Consider the following 22,580-nt stretch of genomic DNA (forward strand, 5'->3'; position numbering starts at 1 on the left):
CAGTTTTGTTTGAGCTCTTTTGTAAAGGATGAACAAAAAGCAAGTACCTTTCGACTCCGCTCAAGATAAACTATAAGCGCGACTCTTGTGATAATACACATATAAAAGGGTAAAAGGTAAAATGTGAATGATAAAGGGAGAAAATATCGTGTATAGGTAAAAGGTGGTCCAGAGTTGATTTGTTTATAAATTTAAACGAGGTTGAAAAGTTATATAGGGTATAAACAAAAAAAGTCCATCAAATTAATGATGGACTTTTTGTTTATAGTTCTCCGCTAAGGTTAAATAGAAAAGGTTTTATCCTTTTATAATTCCTCTTGAAATTACAATTTTCTGAATTTCTGAAGTTCCTTCATAAATCTGAGTAATTTTTGCATCACGCATTAAACGCTCTACATGGTAATCTTTTACGAATCCGTTACCACCGTGAATTTGTACAGCCTCAACAGATTGTTCCATGGCAACTTTAGAAGCGTATAACTTAGCCATTGCACCAGACATATCGTAGTTGTTACCTTGATCTTTATCCCATGCAGCTTTCATTACTAACATTCTTGCAGCCTCAACTTCTGTGTACATATCAGCCAATTTAAAAGCAATTGCTTGATGATTACAAATTTCTGTTCCGAATGCTTTACGCTCTTTAGAGTATTTTAAAGCCAATTCATAAGCACCAGAAGCGATACCTAACGCTTGTGCAGCAATACCGATACGACCACCTGATAATGTTTTCATGGCAAATTTGAATCCGAATCCGTCTTCACCAATTCTGTTTTCTTTCGGTACTTTTACGTCGTTAAACTGTAAAGTATGCGTGTCAGAACCACGAATTCCTAATTTATCTTCTTTAGGACCTACATGAAATCCTTCCGTTCCATCTTCTACAATAAAAGCGTTGATACCTCTGTGTTTTTTACTACGATCGGTTTGTGCGATAACTAAATAAACACCTGCACGACCACCATTGGTAATCCAGTTTTTGGTACCATTTAATAAATAGTGATCACCTTTATCTTCGGCAGTTGTAGCTTGAGAAGTTGCATCAGATCCTGCTTCAGGTTCACTTAAACAAAACGCTCCGATTTGTTCACCAGTAGCTAATTTTGTTAAATATTTTTGTTTTTGTTCTTCAGTACCATATGCTTCTAGTCCATAACATACTAATGAGTTATTTACAGAAACCATAACAGAGGCAGAGGCATCAATTTTAGAAAGTTCTTCCATAATTAATACGTATGAAATAGCGTCCATTCCGCTTCCTCCATATTTAGGATCTACCATGATACCTAAAAAACCAACTTCACCCATTTTACGAACTAATTCGTCTGGAAAGGTTTGTGCATTATCTCTTTCAATTACTCCTGGTAATAATTCGTTTTGTGCAAAATCACGTGCTGCATCACGAATCATTATGTGTTCTTCTGTTAAACTAAAATCCATTATATATGATTATTATATTCGTAAAATTTGATTCCAAAGATACTTTTTTCATAGCATATTTTCAACAGAGTTTTATTATTTTTACAGATATGAATAGCGATTTTTACTTTATTATAGGTTTGATGTCTGGAACATCATTAGATGGAATAGATTTAGTGTTTGTTCAGTTTGATAAAAAGGAGTATAAAAACTTTAAAATTCTAGCTGCAGATACTATTTCTTATAAAGATGATTGGAAAGAAAAGCTACAAACAGCCATTCATTTTTCTGAAGAAAAATTATTGAAATTAGACATTGATTATGGTGAGTTATTAGGAGCTGAGATTAATGTTTTTATCAAAAAAAATAATATAAAAAATGTAGACTTCGTAGCGTCTCATGGGCACACAATTTTACACGAACCAGCTAAAGGAATTACACTTCAAATTGGTAATGGAAAAGTGATTTCTGAAATTACAAATAAAAAAGTGATTTGTGATTTTAGGACGCAAGATGTTACTTATGGAGGGCAAGGAGCTCCGCTAGTTCCTATAGGAGATGAGTTATTGTTTGCTAATTATGATTACTGTGTAAATCTTGGAGGCTTTGCAAATGTGTCGTTTAAAGAAAATAAAAAGAGAATAGCTTTTGATATTTGTGCAGTAAATATCGTGTTAAATTATTATGTGCAAAAACTAGGATTTGAATATGATGATAAAGGACAAATAGCAGAAACAGGTAAAATAAATTACGAATTATTAGAAAAGCTAAACGCTTTAGAATTTTATAAAAAAGTGCCACCAAAATCATTAGGGTTAGAATGGGTTCAGACAAATATTTTTCCGTTGATAGATAAAATGGAGCATGATATTCCGACTATTTTAAGAACATTTGCTGAACACTCAGCAATTCAAATAGGAAAAATTATTCAGAATAATCAATCGGTTTTAATAACAGGAGGCGGTGTATTTAACTCTTTTTTAATACGCAGAATTGAAGTTTATTCAGGTAATAAAATAGCAATCCAATCCAAAGAACTTATCAATTACAAAGAAGCCTTGATTTTTGCTTTTTTAGGTTTGTTACGTCTTGAAAATCAGGTGAATTGTTTGCGGAGTGTGACAGGAGCAAAACAAGACCATTCTTCAGGAGTAATTTTTAATGTTTAGTATTTTTAAATCAAAATATTTGAGCTATCATTTTTTTATGGTAAGTTTGTGACAGTCTGTTTTTAACAGCAATAATAACAATCAAAAAACTTTTTAAATGACACAACTTTAACTTCTCTTTAAGGGATTATTTTGAAAAAAAATATTAAAGATTATAACAAATTGGAGTTGAAAATTTATTAGAAGATATTTATGAAAGATTTACTTAAAATATATGAACAAAAAGAGCCGGAAATTGTTTTTCATTGGAGAGATCAAGAAACTGATGCAGAAGGATGGACTGTTATTAACTCATTAAGAGGTGGTGCTGCCGGTGGAGGAACAAGAATGCGTAAAGGATTAAACAAGAATGAGGTTTTATCTTTAGCAAAAACAATGGAAGTTAAGTTTACCGTTTCTGGACCGGCAATTGGAGGTGCAAAATCAGGAATTAACTTCGATCCTAACGACCCAAGAAAAAGAGGTGTTTTAGAACGTTGGTATAAAGCGGTTACTCCGTTATTAAAACATTATTATGGTACCGGAGGGGATTTAAATGTTGATGCAGATAAAGATGTAATTCCGATTACAGAAAGCTGCGGAGTTTGGCATCCACAAGAAGGTATTTTTAATGGACATTTTAAACCTACCGAAGCGGATAAAATTAACAGAATTGGTCAGTTACGCCAGGGGGTAATTAAAGTGATTGAAGACAAGCAATTCTCACCAGATTTATCAAGAAAGTACACGGTTGCAGATATGTTAACTGGTTATGGTGTTGCCGAAGCAGTAAAGCATTATTATACTATTTACGGTGGTAATATAGCAGGAAAAAGAGCCATTGTTCAGGGATTTGGAAATGTAGGTTCAGCAGCAGCGTATTACTTAACTCAGTTAGGAGCAAAGGTTGTTGGAATTATAGATAGAGAAGGCGGAGTTATAAATGAAAATGGATTTTCTATGGAAGAAATGAAAGATTTATTTTTAGCGAAAGATGGTAACAAGTTAGTTGCTAGTGATATGATTCCTTTTGATGAAATTAATAGTAAAATTTGGAGCTTGCCAGCAGAAATATTTGTTCCTGCAGCAGCATCAAGATTAGTTTCTCAAGATCAAGTACAGCGAATGATTGATACAGGTTTAGAAGTAATATCTCCGGGCGCCAATGTTCCTTTTGCCGATAAAGAGATTTTCTTCGGACCAATTATGGAGTATACTGATAATCACTTAAGTTTATTGCCAGACTTTATTTCTAATTGTGGTATCGCAAGGGTTTTTGCTTACTTAATGGAAGCTAAAGTTGCTTTACCAATGGAAGATAAAGCTATTTTTGATGATACCTCAAATATTATTAAAAAAGCATTACAAAGAACGTTTACAAAAAGTGCATCGAAAACAAAAATTTGTTCAACTGCATTTGAAATTGCATTAAAAGAATTGATATAAATTAAAATATAAAAATGGAAGCAGCTATTATTTTAGTATTTGTAATGGGATATTTGGCCATTACTTTAGAGCATAATATAAAATTAGATAAATTAATTCCGGCATTAGTAATGATGGCCATTTGTTGGGCATTAGTGGCATTAGGAGTTGATGGTTTTACCAATTGGTTTGATTCATCGCAGCATGCTTTAGTCGAAGGTTTTGCAGGTTTACCTCATAATGATAAATTACATTTGGTTGAAGAAACCTTATTACATCATTTAGGTAAAACAGCCGAAATATTAGTGTTCCTTTTAGGAGCAATGACGATTGTTGAAATTATAGATTATTTCGACGGATTTTCAACAATTAAAGATTACGTAAAAACAAAAAGCAAGAAAAAAATCTTGTGGATGTTTGGGATATTAGCATTTATTTTATCAGCAATTATAGATAATTTAACAGCAACAATAGTATTGATTTCTATTTTACAGAAAATCGTAAAAAGAAGAGAAGACCGAATTTGGTTTGCTGGTTTAATTATTATTGCAGCAAACGCTGGTGGAGCATGGTCTCCTATTGGAGATGTAACAACAACCATGTTATGGATTGGTAAAAAAGTAAGTACACAAATGTTAGTAGTTTATTTATTTATACCTTCATTATTATGTATGATTGTACCAACAGTTATCGCTTCTTTCTTGCCAGCTTTTCAAGGAGATATTGAATCGGATGAAGTAAAAGAAGATACTAAGAAAAGTCCGCATAGTGCGAGAATGTTATATTTAGGTTTAGGAGCTATTGTATTTGTACCATTCTTTAAAACGGTTACACATTTACCTCCTTATGTGGGTATGATGCTATCGCTAGCAGTAGTAGCAACATTTGCTGAAATTTATAGTAGAACTAAGTTTTCTATGACAGATTACAATAGTAGTGCAGAGTCAGAGGCTCATGCACACCACAGTCCTGTACATGCTTCATTATCTAAAATAGAGATGCCTAGTATTTTATTTTTCTTAGGTATTTTAATGGCTGTTGCAGCTTTAGAATCTTTAGGTATTCTGTTTAATTTTGCTGATAGTTTAAAGCAAAGTATTCCATTAATGGGTACAGAAGTAGCAGGTACAAACGTATCAGATCTAGTGGTAATATTATTAGGTATCGGATCTGCAGTGATTGATAATGTACCTCTAGTAGCAGCTTCATTAGGAATGTTTTCTGAGCCAATAGATAATCCGTTATGGCATTTTATTGCTTTTTCTGCAGGTACAGGAGGTTCTATGTTAATTATTGGTTCTGCAGCAGGAGTTGTAGCAATGGGTATGGAAAAAATAGATTTCTTTTGGTATTTGAAAAAAATATCATGGTTAGCATTCGTTGGCTTTTTAGTGGGGTCAATTGCCTTTGTTATCATGAGAGGTTTTATTATATAATAAAGTAGTAAAAGTGTTAAAAAATCATTTTGAATTAATAATGTACTTTGTATTGTGCGTTATTAATTTAAGGTGATTTTTTTTAAAACAATTAAAGCATAAAAGAATCGTTAGTATTAAAAGCACTTAAAAAAGAAGTTGATGTTATTATTTATTCAAGAAAATTTAAAAGAAACAATATCCGAAGAAAAAACATTATCTATACTTCAGTTAATTAAAGATGGTGGTTTAGGAGGTCAAATTATTATAGGCCTACTTTTTGTATTGTTAGCCGTAGCATTGTACATTTATTTCGAACGTTTTTTTGCAATCAAGGCAGCTTCTGAAGTAGATAAAAACTTCATGAATCAGATCAGAGATCACATAACAAACGGAAAGATAGAAAGTGCGAAAGCTTTATGTGAGCATACGAATTCTCCTACAGCACGCTTAATCGGAAAAGGAATTTCTAGAATAGGAAAGCCATTAGAAGACATTAATAAAGCAATTGAAAATGCGGGAAAATTAGAAGTATATCAATTAGAAAGAAACGTTTCTGTTGTGGCAACAATTGCTGGAGCTGCGCCAATGATCGGTTTTTTAGGTACCGTAATAGGAATGATTGTAGCCATACATGAAATCGCAAATTCAGGTGGTCAGATTGATATTAAATTACTTTCAGACGGATTATATACAGCAATGACAACAACAGTAGGTGGATTAATTGTTGGTATTATCGCTTATATATCTTATAACCATTTAGTGGTTCGTACCGATAAAGTAGTGCATCAAATGGAAGCAAAATCTGTAGAGTTTTTAGATTTACTAAACGAACCTGCCTAATGAATTTAAAAGGAAGAAATAAAGTTGATCCAAGTTTTAATATGTCGTCTATGACGGATATTGTTTTCTTGTTATTAATATTTTTCATGCTAACATCCACACTAGTTACTGTAAGTGCCATTGATGTTTTATTGCCAAAGGCAGGCGGTAAAACCGAAAGTAGTAAAGTAGTAGCAGTTAGTATCACTGATAAAGCTGCTTTTTATATTGATAAGACGAAGGTGAATTCAGCTGATTTAGAACGCACAATTCTAACAAAAGTAGGAGCAGATAAAAAGAAAACCATCGTTATTAGAGGCGATCAAAATGCGCCTTATAAAAACGTAATGAAAGTTATTGATATTGCCAACAAGAATAAATTAAAAATGATTTTAGCTGTAAAAGCTAAATAACTTAAATAATACTTCGGGGTGATTCTCGAGGAAAAAATAGTGAGAAGTTAGTAGGATGAAGATATTTGAAACCGAACATAAACGTAAGTCAGCCATTATTACGGCCGTTATTCTGATGCTTTTAATTGTTGGAGTATTTAATTTCGGAATGAAATATTTAGATCCACCTATAGAATACGGATTGGCTATTAACTTCGGAAATTCGGAAGTTGGTAGTGGTGAACCTGTAGAAAAAACAATATCTCAATCGGCACCAGAAAAACTACAAGAAGAAGTTGTTGAAGAGCCTGTAAAAGAAACGCCTCAAGAAACAGTTCAGGAAGAAGTAATTACGAGTGAAACAGCAAAAGAGGTTCCTGTTATAGAGAAATCAACAAAAAAAAGGAAGTAGTAACAGAAACTCCCAAAAAAGTAATACCTAAAAAGAAACCAAAACCTACACCATCAAAAGAAACCACCGATGCCTTAAATACTTTATTAAACGGCACCTCAAAAGATGGCGCAACAAAAGGAGAAGGGGATGATAATAAATCAGGTGTAAAAGGAAACGAAAAAGGCGATCCAAATTCTAGTAAATATTACGGGAATTCAGGAAGTGGTTCTGGAGGTAATTATAATTTAGAAGGAAGAACCGCACTTTCTAAACCCATACAAAAACCAGATTGCCAAGAAGAAGGTACAGTGGTTGTTAGTATTGAGGTGGATCAAAACGGAAAAGTGACCAAAGCTATTGCAGGAGTAAAAGGATCAACAAATACTGCAGCATGTTTACTAAAGCCAGCTAAAGAAGCTGCTTTAAAAACAAAATGGAATGCAGCATTAAATGCGCCGTCAAAACAAAGAGGAACCATTATCTACAAGTTTTCTTTGTCTAAATAAGTAACTTATAAAATAATGTCATCTGTAGTACTACTCGCAGATCATAAAACAGCTATATGACATATCAAGAAACCCTAGATTGGATGTTTGCGCAATTGCCAATGTACCAAAATCAAGGTAAAACAGCTTTTAAAAAAGATCTCACCAATAGTATTGCTCTAAGTAATGAATTGGGGAATCCTGAGAAAAAATTTAAAACAATTCATGTTGGTGGTACCAACGGAAAAGGGTCTACAAGTCACATGTTAGCGAGTGTTTTACAAGAAGCAGGCTATAAAGTAGGCTTATATACGTCACCACATCTTAAAAATTTTACCGAACGTATCCGAATAAACGGAGAAGAGATAGATAAAGAGAGTGTCGCAGAGTTTATATCAGAAAACAAACTTTTTTTAGAAAGACAAGGCCTTTCTTTTTTTGAAATGACGGTAGGCATGGCATTCGATTATTTTGCAAAACAACAAGTTGATGTTGCTATTATAGAGGTCGGTTTAGGGGGGCGATTAGACTCTACCAATATTATCACGCCCGAAGTGTCGGTAATTACGAATATCGGTTTAGATCATACACAATTTTTGGGAGAAACCTTACCAAAAATAGCTTTTGAGAAAGCAGGAATTATTAAAAACGGAGTTCCAGTTATTATTGGAGAGCGTCAACAAGAGGTGGAAAGTGTTTTTATCGCTAAAGCGGATGCTTGTAAAAGTGAAATACTATTTGCTTCGGATGAAGAAGATAATTATAAAACTGATTTATTAGGTGATTATCAAGTCAAGAACACAAAAACAGCCGTAAAAGCGATTCAGCAGTTAAAAGCATTTAAAATATCAGCAAAAAATATAAAAACAGGGTTGTTGAACGTTGTTAAAAATACCAATTTAAAAGGGCGTTGGCAAATTCTACAAGAAGAGCCGAAAATAATTTGCGATACCGCTCATAATAAAGAAGGCTTATCTTATACCTTAAAACAGCTTAAAAAAGAAAATTACATGATAATGCACATTGTATTAGGAGTGGTTTCGGATAAGAGTTTAAAAGATATTTTACCATTATTTCCAACAAATGCTGTTTATTATTTTTGTAAACCGGCGATTCCGAGAGGCATGTCAGAAAAAATATTAAAAGAAACCGCAAACGAGCATAATCTCAGTGGTGATTCTTTTGGTTCTGTAAATCAAGCCTTTGAAGCAGCGAGTTTGCGGGCAACTAAAGAAGATGTTGTGTATGTAGGAGGGAGTACGTTTGTTGTGGCAGAAATTTTATAAAATTAAATTAAAATAGTGTTGTTTTTTTCTAAAACAATACTATATTTGCACCCGCAATTGAGGGCAATTAGCTCAGTTGGTTCAGAGCACCTCGTTTACACCGAGGGGGTCGGGGGTTCGAATCCCTCATTGCCCACAATATTCCTACCGAACGGAATTAAAATAAAATCGGGCAATTAGCTCAGTTGGTTCAGAGCACCTCGTTTACACCGAGGGGGTCGGGGGTTCGAATCCCTCATTGCCCACAACATTCCTGCCGAACGGAATTAAAATAAAATCGGGCAATTAGCTCAGTTGGTTCAGAGCACCTCGTTTACACCGAGGGGGTCGGGGGTTCGAATCCCTCATTGCCCACATCAATCACAATCCTGATGAATTTTCATCAGGATTTTTTGTTTTCAAAAACCTGAAGATTACTTCGTGGTTTTTTGAAAACAAAAAATTTTATTTGAGTGAAACTCATTAGGGTTGTATTTGCGGTAGTGGTTTCAGTAAGGGATCTGTAATTCCGTATTTTTAAACGTTAACTAGAAGTTTGCTTCCAAGTGCTATGTCGGTTTTAATGTTTTACTCTGATCTCTCTTTCTTTTCCATTGCTGAATACTGAATCAAGTTCAGCACAGGCTTTACAAAAATTTAGTCTTGCACTTTCAGTGGTCAAAGTTATTTTTGAAAACTAAAACAACTGAACTCGCTTTGCTCAGACAGCATTTGTTTTTACGATTTCTTCAAATGTTTGACACTCGCTTGCAAGTGCGATGTCGGTTTTTAGATTCAGGTTTTTATTTATTGTTTTTTGGGAGTAGCAGGTGGTTTGGTAAACGGGGTCTTCTTTTCTTTCAAATGTTTGACGCTCGCTTGCAAGCGCTATGTCGGTTTTAGTGTTTTCTCTAACTACTAACTACTAACTACCAACTACCAACTACCAACTACCAACTACCAACTACCAACTACTAATCTCTAACCTCTAATTTCTAACCTTTCTCTTTCTTTTCCATTGCTGAATACTGAATCAAGTTCAGCACAGGCTTCACAAAAATCTAGTCTTGCACTTTCAGCGGTCATAACAATTTTTGAAATCCAAAACAACTGAACTCGATGTGGGCAGACAGCATTTGTTTTTACGATTTTTTCAAATGTTTGATATTCGCTTGCAAGCGCTATGTCGGTTTTAGTATTTTTTTTAACTACTAACTACTAACTACTAACTACTAACTACTAACTACTAACTACTAACTACTAACTACTAACTACTAACTACTAACTACTAATCTCTCTTTTCTGTTACTATAAAGAAAAAAACACTGGTAATTGGAGTGATTTCTTTACTTATTAATATTTGTTAGTTTGTTTTGGTGGTGATTATGGTGAATTGGGTAGTTTTAATTTTAAGAGTTTTTAAGCTGTTTTTTTTAAAAAAGCGAAGTGAGCTTCGTTTTTTTTATATAAATGGTTAAAAATTGCTTTAAAATGTTAATAACTCTTTGAAAGAAAGATTTTTGAGGAGGGGAAGTTTGTAGTATCTTTATAAAAAACAAAAAAGTCTTAAAGTTGGTGCCCTAAGACTCTTTGTTAAAACGGTAATACTTTACGTAGTATTTGTTTTTTGTATTCGGACTTCAAAATTACAATACTTCTTAAAACTTACCAAAAAAAATGATTAATTTTTAAAGCGATATACCAAGTCGCAGGTGGTAGGTTATGGATTAAGTTTAATAAAAAAAACGCCATTAAGTACTTGTTATTTAATGAGATGCTGTTCTTAAGAAGGATGGGCGTAGGTGTAAGAACCTAGTTTTAGATAAAAACTTTAGAGAAGTCTGTGTAGTGTGCTCTTAAATTAAACTACACATTTTGTATATAGTAAATTATAAAATCATGGTTAAAGTAAAATCAATAGAGCGTCCAAATCCGCAGGACAGAACAGCGGATAAAAAATTTTATGCACAAGCAATATCAAACGGAACAACAGATTTAGAAAGGTTGGCTTATTTGGTATCCAATCAAAGTACGGTAAGAGAAGCCGACTGTTACGCCGTGTTGCTATCGTTGTTGCATAATGTTATCGACGAATTGTCGCAAGGTAAAATTGTAAAGTTAGATAAGTTAGGGTCTTTTCAAATAGGGGTACGCTCGGAAGGCGTTGCCACTGAAGAGGAATTGACATCGAGCGCTATTAAAAAGGCGCATATCAATTTTAGACCAGATAAAAGAATGCGTAATATGTTAAGTAATGTCGCTTTTACATTTAAGTAGTATTTAAAAGAATACATAGTGCTAACCTCAATAGCTTTTGTTATTGAGGTTTTTTTTGTTTCTTTTTTTTAAGGTAAAAAAACTCCCTATCTTTTTTAAAAAACATACGATAGTTTTACTTAAAAGTTAGGCATGTTTTTAGTAAAAGAAACTTTAGAGTTAGTGTAAACAAACCAATCTTATGTTACGGCTTACTGCTGCGCTTTAATTCCGACGTTAAGGAGGCTAGTATCAAAAAAAGCACCTAATAAAACTGTTGTAAAACAGTTCTGTTATGTGTTTTTTAACGTGAAAAACCCTGTTTTAAGGAAGGGATGCTCTATTTTTTTAGTTGAAAAAAGTGTTGAGTTTTGTTGTTTTGTAATTTTCAGGGTAAATAATAGGTGTCAATTTTAATAGGTTATGGGGTATAGCGTTGCTAATTCTAGTAGGTACTGAATTGTGAACTTTAGCTATAAAAAGCGATGTAAACTGTTTGATTTCTGTGTTTGCGGACTATAAAAACGTATGGCAGTTAAAAAGATGTTGTTATTCAGGTTGTTTATTTCAAATTATGTATCCTAAAGCTAAAATAGATGGGTGTAAAATATTTTAAAGCGTGGGTGTTTTTAGATAATAGTTGTAAAGTGGTATGTAGTAGATATGTGTGGTGTTGCAAAAAAAATAATTATTTAGGAGTAACTGATTTGTTTGTAGTAGTTTAGGTGTTTTTGTTGAAAGTGAAATCAGCCATAGATTATTCTCTTTTTAATAATGTTTTTGTACATTCGCAACTTGCTTAAATTTATATTATGAAAGAAAAGAAAATCGCTGTTATAGGCCTCGGTTATGTGGGATTGCCTTTAGCAAGATTGTTTGCAACTAAATATTCGGTTGTTGGTTTCGATATAAAATCTAAAAGAGTTGAAGAATTAAAGTCGGGAGTAGATGTAACGTTAGAGGTTGAAGACGCTTTGTTAAAAACTGTTTTAGTAGACAGTGATTCTGATGAAAAAGGCTTATTTGTTACTAGTAATGCTGATGCTATAAAAAACTGTAATTATTATATTGTTACGGTACCAACATCCGTAGATAAAAACAACCAACCTATTTTAACGCCATTATTAAGTGCTAGTAAAACCATAGGAAGTGTTTTATGCAAAGGCGATATTGTGGTGTATGAATCTACCGTTTACCCAGGAGCTACAGAAGAAGATTGTGTACCAGTATTAGAAAAAGAATCAGGCTTAAAATTAAATCAAGATTTTTATGTCGGCTATTCACCAGAAAGAATCAGTCCGGGAGATAAAATCCGTACGGTAGAAAATATTTTAAAAGTTACTTCAGGTTCTACTAAAGAAACGGCTCAAAAAGTAGATGATTTATATAAATCGGTCATTGCTGCAGGAACGCATATGGCACCCTCTATTAAAGTAGCAGAAGCTTCAAAAATTATAGAAAACTGTCAAAGAGATATTAATATTGCTTTTGTAAATGAGTTGGCTAAAATTTTCAACTTAATGAATATTAATACTAGTGATGTTTTAGAAGCTGCAGGTACTAAATGGAACTTCTTACCTTTTAAGCCTGGTTTGGTAGGTGGACATTGTATTGGTGTAGATCCGTTTTACTTAGCCCAAAAAGCGCAACAATTTGGGTATTATCCCGAAATAATTTTATCAGGAAGGCGTTTAAATGACAGTATGGGGAATCATATTGCATCAGAAGTTGTGAAGTTGATGATTTCAGAAGATGTAAAAGTAAAAAATGCTGAGATTTTAATTTTAGGAATCACGTTTAAAGAAAACTGTCCCGATATTAGAAATACAAAAGTAATTGATGTACATCACGCTTTAAAAAGCTACGGAGTTACTATTGATATTCACGATCCGTGGGCTAAAGAAAAAGAAGTTTCAGATACTTATGGTATCACTTTAAATAAGCAGCTTTACGCTAAAAAATATGATGCTGTTGTGTTGGCGGTATCACATAACGAATTTAAAGAAGTAGATTTGTTGCGGTTAAAAAAGGAAAACGGAGTTGTATATGATGTAAAGAATTTCCTGCCTCAAGAATTAATAGATAAAACATTATAATGAAAAATTTTGCTTTAATAGGTGCTGCCGGATATATAGCGCCACGTCATTTAAGAGCTATAAAAGATACGAACAATACCTTAATCGCTGCGCTCGATAAATTTGATAGTGTGGGCGTGATGGATAGTTATTTTCCGAAGGCAGATTTTTTTGTGGAGTTCGAGCGTTTCGATCGTCACATCGAAAAAATTAAACGCCAGCAAAATATACAGCTCGACTATGTAAGTATTTGTACCCCCAATTACTTACACGATTCGCATATACGCATGGCTTTGCGAAGAGGTGCAGATGCTATTTGCGAAAAGCCGTTAGTGTTGAATCCTTGGAATGTAGATGCTTTACAAGCCATAGAAAAAGAATCTGGAAATAAAATTAATACCATTTTGCAATTAAGATTGCATCCTAGTATTATTGCCTTAAAGAAAAAAGTTGATGCTGAAAATAAAAAAGGGAAGTATGATATCGATTTAACCTATATCACTTCTCGTGGTAACTGGTACGATGCATCCTGGAAAGGAGATGAAAGTAAATCGGGAGGAATCGCAACCAATATCGGAGTCCATTTTTACGACATGCTTTCTTGGGTTTTTGGCGAGGTACAAGAGAATTTAGTGCATCTAAGAGAAAAAGATAAATCGGCAGGTTATTTAGAATTTGAAAATGCCAGAGTACGTTGGTTTTTATCTATTGATGAAAATTCACTGCCAAAGCAGGTGCAAGAAAACGGACAAAGAACCTACCGTTCTATCACTGTAGATGGAGAAGAAATAGAGTTTAGTGGCGGATTTACCGAGTTGCATACAGAAAGTTATAAAGGTATTTTAAAAGGAAACGGTTTCGGATTGGTAGATGCCAAGCAATCTATAGAAATTGTACATGCTATTAGAAATACTGAATTGGTTAATAAAGGAGAGAAACATTTGTTTTTAAATAGATAAAACTATATTTGCAAAAAAGAAAAAGAAATGAAAATAGGAATAACCTTTAGTGCTTTCGATTTGTTGCATGCGGGTCATATTAAAATGCTAGAAGACGCAAAAGCACAATGCGATTACCTTATTTGTGGTTTGCAAACAGACCCTACGGTTGATAGACCCGAAAAAAACAAACCCATACAATCTGTAGTAGAAAGATATATCCAATTAAAAGGGTGTAAGTATGTAGATGAAATAGTGCCGTATGCTACCGAGCAAGATTTAGAAGATGTATTGCAATCTTTTACAATAGATGTACGTATTTTAGGAGATGAATACGCTGATAAAAATTTTACAGGGCGTGCATACTGCGAAGAAAAAGGCATTACCTTATTTTACAACAAACGAGAACATCGTTTTTCTAGTAGTGAATTACGCAAAGAAGTAGCTGAAAAAGAAAGTATAAAAAATAAAAAATAATAAGCATGAATATAGCAGTTGTCGGATCAGGATATGTAGGGTTGGTTTCAGGAGCCTGTTTTTCAGAGATGGGAAACAAAGTAACCTGTGTAGATATAGATCAACATAAAATAGACAAGCTACATGAAGGAATTATACCTATTTATGAGCCAGGTTTAGAAAACATGGTGTTAAAAAATATTGCCAATAAAAATCTATTTTTCACAACGAAACTAGAAGAAGCTATACAAGATGCTGAGGTTGTTTTTATCGCTGTAGGAACTCCTATGGGAGATGATGGTTCTGCCGATTTACAATACGTATTGTCTGTAGCCAAAGAGATCGGTAATAAGATGACTAAAAGATTGGTGGTGGTTGATAAATCTACCGTACCTGTTGGAACAGCAGATAAAGTGAAGACTACGATTCAGCAAGAATTAGATGCCCGAGGAGAAGATATAACATTTGATGTGGTTTCAAATCCTGAGTTTTTAAAGGAGGGCGCTGCTATCGATGATTTTATGAAGCCTGATAGAGTAGTTATTGGTGCTGAGAGTGCCTATGCTTTTGATAAAATGAAAGAATTATACAGTCCTTTTTTAAGAGCACACGACCGTCTTATTACCATGGATATTCGTTCTGCAGAAATGACAAAGTACGCAGCCAATGCCATGTTAGCCACTAAAATTTCTTTTATGAATGAGATTGCTAATATTTGCGAAAAGGTAGGCGCAGATGCCAATCAAGTGCGTATTGGTATTGGCTCAGATGCTAGAATAGGGTATAGTTTTATTTATCCAGGAGCGGGGTATGGAGGTTCTTGTTTTCCTAAAGATGTAAAGGCATTGAATAAAATTGCCGAAGAAAATGGCTACAACGCACAATTAATTCAATCTGTAGAAGAAGTTAATAATCGTCAGAAGTTTGTGATTGCAGAGAAAATTGTAAAGCGATTCGGAGAAAATTTATCCGGAAAAGTTTTTGCCCTTTGGGGACTGGCCTTTAAACCGGGTACAGATGATATGCGTGAAGCACCGGCTATTTATGTAGTAAAAGAACTGGTTAGGCGCGGAGCCACCATAAAAGCATACGATCCGAAAGCGATGGAAGAAGCACAGCATTTTTATTTAAAAGGTGTTGAAGGTATTTCGTATTACGAATCAAAATACGAAGTGTTAAAAGAGGCAGATGCTTTAATTCTATTAACAGAGTGGAAAGAGTTCCGTTCTCCTGATTTTTCAGAAATACAACAACAACTAAGTACCCCTATAATTTTTGACGGTAGAAACCAATACAATGTATTCAACTTACAAGATAAAGGTTTCGAGTACCATCAAATAGGAAAACAAAACTAATGTAAAATGAAAATACTTGTTACAGGAGCTGCTGGTTTTATTGGTTTTCATTTGTCAAAAAAACTATTAGACAAAGGTCATACTATTATAGGAATCGATAATATTAACGATTATTATAATGTTAATTTAAAGTACGATCGCTTAAAAGAATTAGGCATACAACAAGAAGAAGCTGCTGTTTTTTATAAAGAAACTACAAGTAGTTCTCATAATGGCTTTAAATTTATGCGAATAAATTTAGAGGATAAAGCAGTATTAACGACTTTATTTGAAAAAGAAAAGTTCGATGTTGTTTGTAATTTAGCAGCCCAAGCAGGTGTGCGTTATAGTATAGAGAATCCGGATGCTTACATACAGAGTAACATCGTTGGTTTTTTAAATATACTAGAATGTTGTAGACATAATAATATTAAGCATTTACTTTACGCAAGTAGCTCTAGTGTATATGGGGCAAATGCAAAAATACCTTTTTCAGAAGAAGATAAGGTAGATACACCTGTGAGTTTATACGCAGCAACCAAAAAAAGCAATGAATTAATGGCACATACCTATAGTCATTTATATAAAATACCTACTACAGGTTTGCGTTTTTTTACGGTGTATGGCCCTTGGGGAAGACCCGATATGGCTCCTATGTTATTTGCGGATGCAATAGCAAACGACAGGCCTATAAAAGTTTTTAACTATGGTGAAATGCAACGAGACTTTACCTATGTAGATGATATTGTAGAAGGTATTGAGCGAATTTTGGTCTCTGAAATAAAAGATAGGGACTTGTATAAGATTTATAATATAGGGAATAATAATTCGGTGAAATTATTAGATTTTATAGCAGAAATAGAAAAAAACATTGGTAAAGAAGCTCAAAAACAAATGTTACCAATACAGCCAGGAGATGTTGAAAAAACATGGGCAAATGTAAATGATCTTATAAAAGATTATAACTATAAACCTACTACATTGCTGCCTAAAGGAATTAAAGAATTTGTTAATTGGTTTAAAAATTATGCAATTGAAAAATAAAATAATAGGGAAAAAACTATTAAAAAGTATTTTAATGGTTTTTATCATGTTCGCTAGCTTTACAAACTATGCGCAAGGCACTCAACAACAGTTGAGTAAGATTGAGGTAGATAGTTTATCAGATGAACAAGTAGCTGGTTATCGTGATAAAATTAAAGAAGAAGGGTATACGGTAGCACAGGCATTGGCAATAGCCAAAACTAGGGGGATGTCTGAGATTCAAGCTCAAAAATTACAAACTAGAATACGAAATTTAGGTACTTCAACAAGTAATCAAATCAAATCACGAGATACATCGGTGAATACTAGTACTTCAGAAAATCAATTATTTTTTGGGTTGACAGGACAAGAAAGTAAAAAAACTAAAAAATCATTACTATTTGGCTATGACTTTTTTAACAATCCAAATATTTCTTTCACACCAAACCTAAACGTTGCAACTCCCGAGAATTATGTTATTGGAAACGGCGATGTACTTTCAATTGATTTATGGGGAGCTGCCGAAGCTAATTACGAGAAAAAAGTAAATAGGCAAGGCGCCATTAATATTCAGGGTGTAGGCTATATTCAATTAGTAGGCTTGCCTATAAAAGCAGCAAAATCTAAAATCAAAAATTATTTAAAAAGAATTTACGCTGGTATTGGTGCTTCGGCTAACAGTTATAATAAAGTGCATATAGCTGTTTCTATAAAAGAGGTTAGAAATGTTCAGGTAAGTATCGTGGGTGAGGTTAAAGTACCAGGTTCTTATTCGTTAAGTGGTTTTTCAACCATATTAAACGCATTATATGCAGCTGGTGGCCCTACCGAAAACGGAACTTTTAGAAATATACGATTATTTAGAGGAGGTGAAAAAGTAGCTGATTTCGATTTTTATGATTTTTTAATCAACGGTTCCGAAGCTGGTAATATAACGGTGCAAGACCAGGATGTTATCATTGTAAAACCTTATGCTAAAATAGTTACCATAAAAGGAGCTGTTAAAAGACCTGGTTTGTATGAAATGAAAGCATCCGAAACGGTATCCGATTTATTAACATACTGCAGTGGTTTTACATCAGAGGCGTACAAACAAAATGTAGTTATCGAAAGAATTAATGGTATACAAAAAGAAATTGTAGAGATTCCTTTTAAAGCTTTCACGGAAGAAAAGTTAAAAGACGGAGATTTTATAACAATCAATAAGGTATCTAATCAGTTTTTAAATAAAGTTAGTATTGCAGGTGCTGTTTTTCAGCCAGGTAACTATGAGTATGAAGAAAATTTATCGTTAGAAACGTTACTTGTAAAATCAGAAGGTGTTACCAAAGAAGCTTTTTTAGATAGAGGTATTATTGTACGTAGCTACGATACAACAACAAAAGAAACAGTGTCTTTTTCATTAAGAAACAACAATGAAAATTTATTGTTAAAGGCAAACGATAGTGTGTATGTTTTTTCGAAAGAGGAACTAAAAGAAAAAGAATTTATTACCATTAACGGAGCAGTTAATAAAGGCGCTAAGTTTCCTTATATGCAAGGCATGCAAATAGAAGATTTAATTGCGTTAGGTGGCGGACTAAAAGACGGTGCAGATGCTACGATGATCGATGTTTCTAGACGATTAAAAGATGGTCGTTTTGAAACAATAAGTAAGAATTTTGATTTAAAAGCAAGTGGTTCTTTACAAGGAAGCGATAATAATAATTTTATGCTAATGCCTTTTGATATCGTTTCGGTACGTTACTTAAAAGGATATACCGAACAAAAAACAGTATTTATAAAAGGAGAAGCAAATTTTGAAGGAGAATATTCTATAGGCGCAAAAAACGAAAGAATTTCAGACTTAATTGCACAAGCCGGGGGTTTAACAAAATATGCATATGTAGAAGGTGCTTTTTTAACAAGAAAAAATAATAAAGTTGAAGATCTGAAGCAGCAAGAAATGATTGCCGACTTTTCAAAAAAAGACACCTCAAGTGTTACCGAAGATGAAATTAAACAAAAGAAAACTTTTAAAATAGGAATAGATCTAAACGAAATCTTAGCAAAAGGCGGTAAAGGATCTAAATACGATTTAATCTTAGAAGAAGGTGATGAGCTTTTCATACCTTCAGAAAGGCAAACGGTAAAAGTAGAAGGAGAAGTTTTGTCTCCATCGTTAGTGCGCTACGAAAAAGGGAAGAGCTTTAAGCATTATATAGAAAACTCTGGGGGATTCTCAGCGAATGCAAAAAAAAGCAGGGCGTATGTAATTCACGCCAATGGAGATATTAAAACCACCAAACGATTTTTATTTTTTAAATCGTACCCTACTGTAAAACCAGGTTCGGTTATTTTAATTCCAAATAAACCTGAAAATAAAAATAAGATGTCAACACAACAAGTAATTGCAATTACTACAGGTTTGGCAACGTTGGGTGTGTTGGTAAAGAGTTTAACGGATAAATAAATTACTTGAAATGGAAAATGATAAATTAGACTTGTCTTTTTTAATACAAAAAATATATAAAAAAAAGAAGACTCTTAAAATAATTTTCTTGGTTGTTTTCTTGGTGTCTTTAGTTTATACTTTCTTTTTGTATGAAAAGAAATATGAGTCTAAGATCGTTTTTATTCCACAAAGTTCGCAACAAAATTCATTGTTGTCTGGATTAGGAGGGGTTGCTTCCTTGGCAGGAATTAATCTAAAAAGCAAAAGCACAGAGGTTATTTCTCCTGTAATTTACTCAAAAATTATTGAGAGTAAACCGTTTTTAGATAAGATGGCAAATAGTTTTATAACTATTACCAGAAATGATACTAATTCAAAAATTACCTATAAACAGTATTATAAGGAGTTACCAACATCTATCTTTTCAAGGATAAAATCAATTTTTGACTTTAAAAAGAAAAATAAAAAAGAGCCTGTTCTTAGTTTACCTGAAGTTAATGTTTATGGGGATTTTGAAATGAACGTCTTTAAAAATATTGAAAATGTGTTGAGATTTAAATATGAAGCAAAGGAAAATATTGTAACCATCGAATCATCTTTTCCTCAGGCATTAGCTTCTTCTGAGTTAGTTATAAATGCAGTGAATATATTAAAAGAGGAGCTAAGGCTTTTAAGAAATGAAAAAAATGAGAATGATTTAAAGTTTATTGAAGAAAGATATAAAGAAAAGTATAAAGAGTTTAAGGATATTCAAATTTTGTTGGCCTCTTTTGAGGATAAAAATCAATATTTATCTAGCGCTCGATCTAAAATTAAACAACTCGATTTAAGATCTAGATATGATTTACTTTTTAATGTATGTTCAGAGCTTGAAAAGCAAATAGCAACAAAACAGTTGGAAATTAATGAGAACACACCCTTTATATCTATAATAGAGCCTGTTTTTATTCCAATAGAAAAATCAGGTCTAAGTAAAAAATTATTAATTATAATAGGTTTGTTATTGAGTTTATTTCTTTCGATATTTTATGTTTTTGTGCATGATTTTTATTTAAAGTTAAAGAAATCTTTATTCATAGCTAGTAATTAAATCCATTTTAATTTAATGAATAAACTAAGAAATATAATAAAATCTAACTCTTTAGTTTTAAAGAATTTTTCTTTTTTAGCAATACTCCAAATTTTTAACATGGTTCTACCTTTAGTGACAATCCCTTATGTAATAAGTGTGGTTGGTGCTGAAAACTATGGATTATTGGCCTTTTCTTTAGCTACCATAATGTATTTTAATATTATTGTAGATTATGGTTTTAATTTAACAGCAACAAGAGAAGTCGCTGTTCATAGAGAAGATTTAAGTAAATTAAAAGAAATATTTGGTAGTGTAATAACTATAAAAGCAATATTAATGTTATTGTGTTTTATGGTGTTATTAATATTAGTTTTTTTTGTAGATGTATTTAGCCAGCATAGTAAACTTTATCTGTTCACATTTGGTATTGTGGTTGGTCAAGCATTTTTTCCTATTTGGTTTTTTCAAGGTATGGAGAATATGAAATATATAACGTACTTAAATATTATCTCAAAAAGCCTTTTTACTGTGGCAATATTCATTTTTTTAAAAGAAGAGAATGATGTTTTTTTGGTACCTCTTTTTAATTCATTGGGGGGCTGTTTTTCAGGAGTAATATCTTTGTTTATACTTAAGAAACAGTTTAACGTAGTTTTTGAATTTCAAAGAATTGAAATAATTAAAAAATATTTTAAAGAAAGTTGGGATGTTTTTGTAATTGACTTCTTGCCAAACATGTATAATAATTTTTCAACTTTTTTATTAGGGTTCTTTGCACCTTTAGAGTTTGTTGGTTTTTATGCTTTAGCATCTAAATTAATAGGAGTTTTAAATAGCTTTTTATATGTTATAAGAAATGCAACTTTTCCTTATTTAAATAAAGATTCCTCTAAAATGCAGATGATTACGAAAATAACAATTGGAGTAGGGCTATTGTTTTCAGTATGTGTTTTTGCTTTTTCAGGATTCCTAGTACCTCTTGTTTTTGGTACTACCGGTGAAAATAGTTTACTATATATATATATACTAGCTTTAAGCCCCTTATTCTTGTCCATTGGTATTGCTTATGGAAATAATAAACTTTTAATATTAAAAAAAGACAGGTTGATGAGAAATATTACAATAGTTTACTCTGTAATTGGTTTTTTTATAGCATTAATACTTATTCCTATTTTTGGAGCTATGGGGGCAGCAATAACGGTCGTTTTTACAAGATTAGTTATGGCTTTTCTCACCTATAGTAAAAGTGTAAAATTATAAAATACACCGTAATAAAAAAGATTTAAAAAGAAAATATATGAAAGTCTTAACAGTTAAAATTAAAAAGTTGATATCTGGTTGTTTATCAGATAAAATGTTTTTAAAAATACAATATTATAGAAAGTTTAATAAATTTCTTAATTTAAAATCACCTCAAACTCTAAATGAAAAATTGCAATGGCTAAAGTTGTACGACCGTACCCCTTTACATACAGTTTGTGCAGATAAGTTAAAAGTAAGAAACCATATTAAAGAAGTTTTAGGAGAAGAGTATTTAATACCACTAGTACTATCAACGAAAAACGTTAATGATATTACTCCTGATAATTTACCAAATTACCCGGTAATTATAAAAACAAACCATGATAGTGGAACGTATTTTATAATAAAGAATAAAGAAAGTCAAAATTGGAAAGAAATTAGAGCTAAGTTATCAAAATCCTTAAAAGTCAATTATTATAAGGCAGGAAGAGAGTGGCAATATAAAAATATAGAGCCTTTTATAATTGTAGAAAAGTTATTAATAAATAACAATGGAACTAGAATTGAAGATTATAAATTTGAATGTTTCAATGGTAATGCTGAGATGATTAATGTTGACTTTAATAAAGAAGATGTCCATAAGAGAAATAACTATGATATAAATTGGAATTTATTACCAATTCTATGGCCTAAAGAAATTCTAAATGGACATGATATTCCTAAGCCAAAAGAATTGGAATCAATGATAAAATTAGCGGAGAAATTGGCGTCTGATTTTTGTTTTTGTCGAGTAGATTTTTATTTTTTCGAAGATAAAATTTTTTTTGGTGAAATTACGTTTCACCCCACTTCTGGTTATGGGCAATTTTATCCTGAAGAAAAAGATTTATATTATGGAAACCTAATTAAACTACCTAAAAAACAATGATAGCTTATTTCGTATATAAATTAGATAGTTATAGTGGTGCGGCTCAGCAAGCGTTAC

19 protein-coding genes and 3 tRNA genes are annotated in these 22,580 nt (G+C 32.5%); 21 read left to right on the plus strand and 1 reads right to left on the minus strand.

Going from position 1 to position 22,580, the window contains the following annotated elements:
* Positions 1-297: 297 nt before the first annotated feature.
* Positions 298-1,440: an acyl-CoA dehydrogenase gene (locus tag RRF68_RS11660; protein ID WP_315944453.1), complete on the minus strand. Its 1,143-nt coding sequence runs from the start codon at positions 1,438-1,440 to the stop codon at positions 298-300.
* Positions 1,441-1,529: 89 nt separating this feature from the next.
* On the opposite strand from RRF68_RS11660, the gene RRF68_RS11665 reads away from it, so the two are divergent.
* The 21 genes from RRF68_RS11665 (at position 1,530) to RRF68_RS11765 (ending at position 22,523) form a co-directional block, all read left to right on the plus strand.
* Complete coding sequence (locus tag RRF68_RS11665) at positions 1,530-2,588, plus strand: anhydro-N-acetylmuramic acid kinase (RefSeq protein WP_315945379.1); 1,059 nt, start codon at positions 1,530-1,532, stop codon at positions 2,586-2,588.
* Between the two features lie 192 nt (positions 2,589-2,780).
* Positions 2,781-4,013 (plus strand): Glu/Leu/Phe/Val dehydrogenase dimerization domain-containing protein, encoded by a 1,233-nt coding sequence (locus tag RRF68_RS11670; RefSeq protein WP_315944454.1) that lies wholly within the window; start codon positions 2,781-2,783, stop codon positions 4,011-4,013.
* 14 nt (positions 4,014-4,027) lie between these two features.
* A complete protein-coding gene (gene nhaD / locus RRF68_RS11675; protein ID WP_315944455.1) occupies positions 4,028-5,428 on the plus strand; it encodes a sodium:proton antiporter NhaD in 1,401 nt (466 codons plus the stop codon).
* A gap of 141 nt (positions 5,429-5,569) precedes the next feature.
* A complete protein-coding gene (locus tag RRF68_RS11680; RefSeq protein WP_315944456.1) occupies positions 5,570-6,250 on the plus strand; it encodes a MotA/TolQ/ExbB proton channel family protein in 681 nt (226 codons plus the stop codon).
* Positions 6,250-6,642, plus strand: coding sequence for an ExbD/TolR family protein (locus tag RRF68_RS11685; RefSeq protein ID WP_275316935.1), 393 nt, complete (start codon positions 6,250-6,252; stop codon positions 6,640-6,642). Before RRF68_RS11680 ends, RRF68_RS11685 begins: the two co-directional genes overlap by 1 nt.
* Positions 6,643-6,697: 55 nt before the next feature.
* A complete protein-coding gene (locus tag RRF68_RS11690) occupies positions 6,698-7,033 on the plus strand; it encodes a hypothetical protein (RefSeq protein ID WP_315944457.1) in 336 nt (111 codons plus the stop codon).
* 290 nt (positions 7,034-7,323) lie between these two features.
* Entirely contained in the window at positions 7,324-7,521 is a 198-nt protein-coding gene (locus RRF68_RS11695; protein WP_315944458.1) for a hypothetical protein, read from the plus strand.
* Between the two features lie 56 nt (positions 7,522-7,577).
* On the plus strand, positions 7,578-8,786 hold the full coding sequence (locus tag RRF68_RS11700) for a folylpolyglutamate synthase/dihydrofolate synthase family protein (RefSeq protein ID WP_315944459.1): 1,209 nt from the start codon (positions 7,578-7,580) through the stop codon (positions 8,784-8,786).
* 61 nt (positions 8,787-8,847) lie between these two features.
* Positions 8,848-8,922, plus strand: a tRNA-Val gene (locus tag RRF68_RS11705).
* 34 nt (positions 8,923-8,956) lie between these two features.
* Positions 8,957-9,031: transfer RNA gene (locus RRF68_RS11710), tRNA-Val, on the plus strand.
* 34 nt (positions 9,032-9,065) lie between these two features.
* Positions 9,066-9,140, plus strand: a tRNA-Val gene (locus tag RRF68_RS11715).
* 1,524 nt (positions 9,141-10,664) lie between these two features.
* The gene (locus RRF68_RS11720; RefSeq protein WP_218773240.1) at positions 10,665-11,042 is read left to right on the plus strand and encodes an HU family DNA-binding protein; all 378 of its coding nucleotides are present in this window, start codon (positions 10,665-10,667) and stop codon (positions 11,040-11,042) included.
* 791 nt (positions 11,043-11,833) lie between these two features.
* Positions 11,834-13,117: a nucleotide sugar dehydrogenase gene (locus tag RRF68_RS11725; protein ID WP_315944460.1), complete on the plus strand. Its 1,284-nt coding sequence runs from the start codon at positions 11,834-11,836 to the stop codon at positions 13,115-13,117.
* Entirely contained in the window at positions 13,117-14,055 is a 939-nt protein-coding gene (locus tag RRF68_RS11730; protein ID WP_315944461.1) for a Gfo/Idh/MocA family oxidoreductase, read from the plus strand. Before RRF68_RS11725 ends, RRF68_RS11730 begins: the two co-directional genes overlap by 1 nt.
* Positions 14,056-14,082: 27 nt before the next feature.
* Positions 14,083-14,511 (plus strand): adenylyltransferase/cytidyltransferase family protein, encoded by a 429-nt coding sequence (locus RRF68_RS11735; RefSeq protein WP_218773238.1) that lies wholly within the window; start codon positions 14,083-14,085, stop codon positions 14,509-14,511.
* Positions 14,512-14,516: 5 nt separating this feature from the next.
* Positions 14,517-15,845 carry a UDP-glucose/GDP-mannose dehydrogenase family protein gene (locus RRF68_RS11740; RefSeq protein ID WP_315944462.1) on the plus strand — a complete coding sequence of 443 codons (1,329 nt, stop codon included), beginning with the start codon at positions 14,517-14,519 and terminating at the stop codon, positions 15,843-15,845.
* A gap of 6 nt (positions 15,846-15,851) precedes the next feature.
* A complete protein-coding gene (locus tag RRF68_RS11745; protein ID WP_315944463.1) occupies positions 15,852-16,868 on the plus strand; it encodes an NAD-dependent epimerase in 1,017 nt (338 codons plus the stop codon).
* Complete coding sequence (locus RRF68_RS11750; protein ID WP_315944464.1) at positions 16,858-19,299, plus strand: SLBB domain-containing protein; 2,442 nt, start codon at positions 16,858-16,860, stop codon at positions 19,297-19,299. The genes RRF68_RS11745 and RRF68_RS11750 overlap by 11 nt, the downstream gene beginning before the upstream one ends.
* Positions 19,300-19,309: 10 nt before the next feature.
* A complete protein-coding gene (locus RRF68_RS11755) occupies positions 19,310-20,371 on the plus strand; it encodes a Wzz/FepE/Etk N-terminal domain-containing protein (protein WP_218773234.1) in 1,062 nt (353 codons plus the stop codon).
* Positions 20,372-20,386: 15 nt separating this feature from the next.
* Complete coding sequence (locus RRF68_RS11760; protein ID WP_218773233.1) at positions 20,387-21,613, plus strand: flippase; 1,227 nt, start codon at positions 20,387-20,389, stop codon at positions 21,611-21,613.
* A 37-nt stretch (positions 21,614-21,650) separates the two neighbouring features.
* Entirely contained in the window at positions 21,651-22,523 is an 873-nt protein-coding gene (locus tag RRF68_RS11765) for an ATP-grasp fold amidoligase family protein (protein WP_315944465.1), read from the plus strand.
* Positions 22,524-22,580: the final 57 nt, after the last annotated feature.

Source organism: Tenacibaculum sp. HL-MS23 (assembly GCF_032463465.1).
Lineage (GTDB): Bacteria > Bacteroidota > Bacteroidia > Flavobacteriales > Flavobacteriaceae > Polaribacter > Polaribacter bernardetii.

Excerpts from the sequence above, each read along its gene's own strand:
- RRF68_RS11660 (WP_315944453.1), bottom strand. The coding sequence starts at position 1,440 with ATGGATTTTAGTTTAACAGAAGAACACATAATGATTCGTGATGCAGCA.
- RRF68_RS11665 (WP_315945379.1), top strand. The coding sequence starts at position 1,530 with ATGAATAGCGATTTTTACTTTATTATAGGTTTGATGTCTGGAACATCA.
- RRF68_RS11670 (WP_315944454.1), top strand. The coding sequence starts at position 2,781 with ATGAAAGATTTACTTAAAATATATGAACAAAAAGAGCCGGAAATTGTT.
- nhaD (WP_315944455.1), top strand. The coding sequence starts at position 4,028 with ATGGAAGCAGCTATTATTTTAGTATTTGTAATGGGATATTTGGCCATT.
- RRF68_RS11680 (WP_315944456.1), top strand. The coding sequence starts at position 5,570 with ATGTTATTATTTATTCAAGAAAATTTAAAAGAAACAATATCCGAAGAA.
- RRF68_RS11685 (WP_275316935.1), top strand. The coding sequence starts at position 6,250 with ATGAATTTAAAAGGAAGAAATAAAGTTGATCCAAGTTTTAATATGTCG.
- RRF68_RS11690 (WP_315944457.1), top strand. The coding sequence starts at position 6,698 with ATGAAGATATTTGAAACCGAACATAAACGTAAGTCAGCCATTATTACG.
- RRF68_RS11700 (WP_315944459.1), top strand. The coding sequence starts at position 7,578 with ATGACATATCAAGAAACCCTAGATTGGATGTTTGCGCAATTGCCAATG.
- RRF68_RS11720 (WP_218773240.1), top strand. The coding sequence starts at position 10,665 with ATGGTTAAAGTAAAATCAATAGAGCGTCCAAATCCGCAGGACAGAACA.
- RRF68_RS11725 (WP_315944460.1), top strand. The coding sequence starts at position 11,834 with ATGAAAGAAAAGAAAATCGCTGTTATAGGCCTCGGTTATGTGGGATTG.
- RRF68_RS11730 (WP_315944461.1), top strand. The coding sequence starts at position 13,117 with ATGAAAAATTTTGCTTTAATAGGTGCTGCCGGATATATAGCGCCACGT.
- RRF68_RS11735 (WP_218773238.1), top strand. The coding sequence starts at position 14,083 with ATGAAAATAGGAATAACCTTTAGTGCTTTCGATTTGTTGCATGCGGGT.
- RRF68_RS11740 (WP_315944462.1), top strand. The coding sequence starts at position 14,517 with ATGAATATAGCAGTTGTCGGATCAGGATATGTAGGGTTGGTTTCAGGA.
- RRF68_RS11745 (WP_315944463.1), top strand. The coding sequence starts at position 15,852 with ATGAAAATACTTGTTACAGGAGCTGCTGGTTTTATTGGTTTTCATTTG.
- RRF68_RS11755 (WP_218773234.1), top strand. The coding sequence starts at position 19,310 with ATGGAAAATGATAAATTAGACTTGTCTTTTTTAATACAAAAAATATAT.
- RRF68_RS11760 (WP_218773233.1), top strand. The coding sequence starts at position 20,387 with ATGAATAAACTAAGAAATATAATAAAATCTAACTCTTTAGTTTTAAAG.
- RRF68_RS11765 (WP_315944465.1), top strand. The coding sequence starts at position 21,651 with ATGAAAGTCTTAACAGTTAAAATTAAAAAGTTGATATCTGGTTGTTTA.